Annotated in this window: 1 protein-coding gene; it reads left to right on the forward strand. The window is 69.0% G+C overall.

The window, feature by feature from the left end:
* Positions 1–143: 143 nt before the first annotated feature.
* Positions 144–439: hypothetical protein (locus tag K9U41_RS23265; protein ID WP_282643203.1), on the forward strand; the 296-nt coding region annotated here is incomplete at its 3' end.

Raw genomic sequence — 439 nt, forward strand, 5'->3', positions numbered from 1 at the left:
GGTGAGGGCATTTTGCGAGTCCGGACGACGGGCACGAACCAGCGCGGGGAGGTCGTGTGTCGCTTCGAGCGCTCGGTGCTCCTGCCGCTCAAACGATTGACCTCGGAGTCGCCGACGCCTAGCATTCCGGACGTGGTTGACGGATGAGCGCGCGACAAAACCGCCTCGTGACGCGAGTTCGCGCGGCGACCGTCCGCGCCGAACTGCCGGCGCCCGTCAGCTTCGGCGACTGGCGGATGACCCACCGCGAGTTCGTCGTCGTGCGGATCGACCTGGCCGACGGAACTGCCGGCTGGGCCTTCAGCCTTACCCGCGAAGGAGCGGTGGCCGCCCAGGTACGCAAATCCGTCGCCGGCGCCTACATCGGCTCTGACGTTGGGGACCGCGAGCAGACGTTCCACGCCACCCAACGGGCCAACCAGGCGTCGCACGCCGGTGG

Origin of the sequence: Xanthobacter autotrophicus, from assembly GCF_029991245.1 — a bacterium.
Taxonomy (GTDB): Bacteria; Pseudomonadota; Alphaproteobacteria; order Rhizobiales; family Xanthobacteraceae; genus Xanthobacter; species Xanthobacter autotrophicus_C.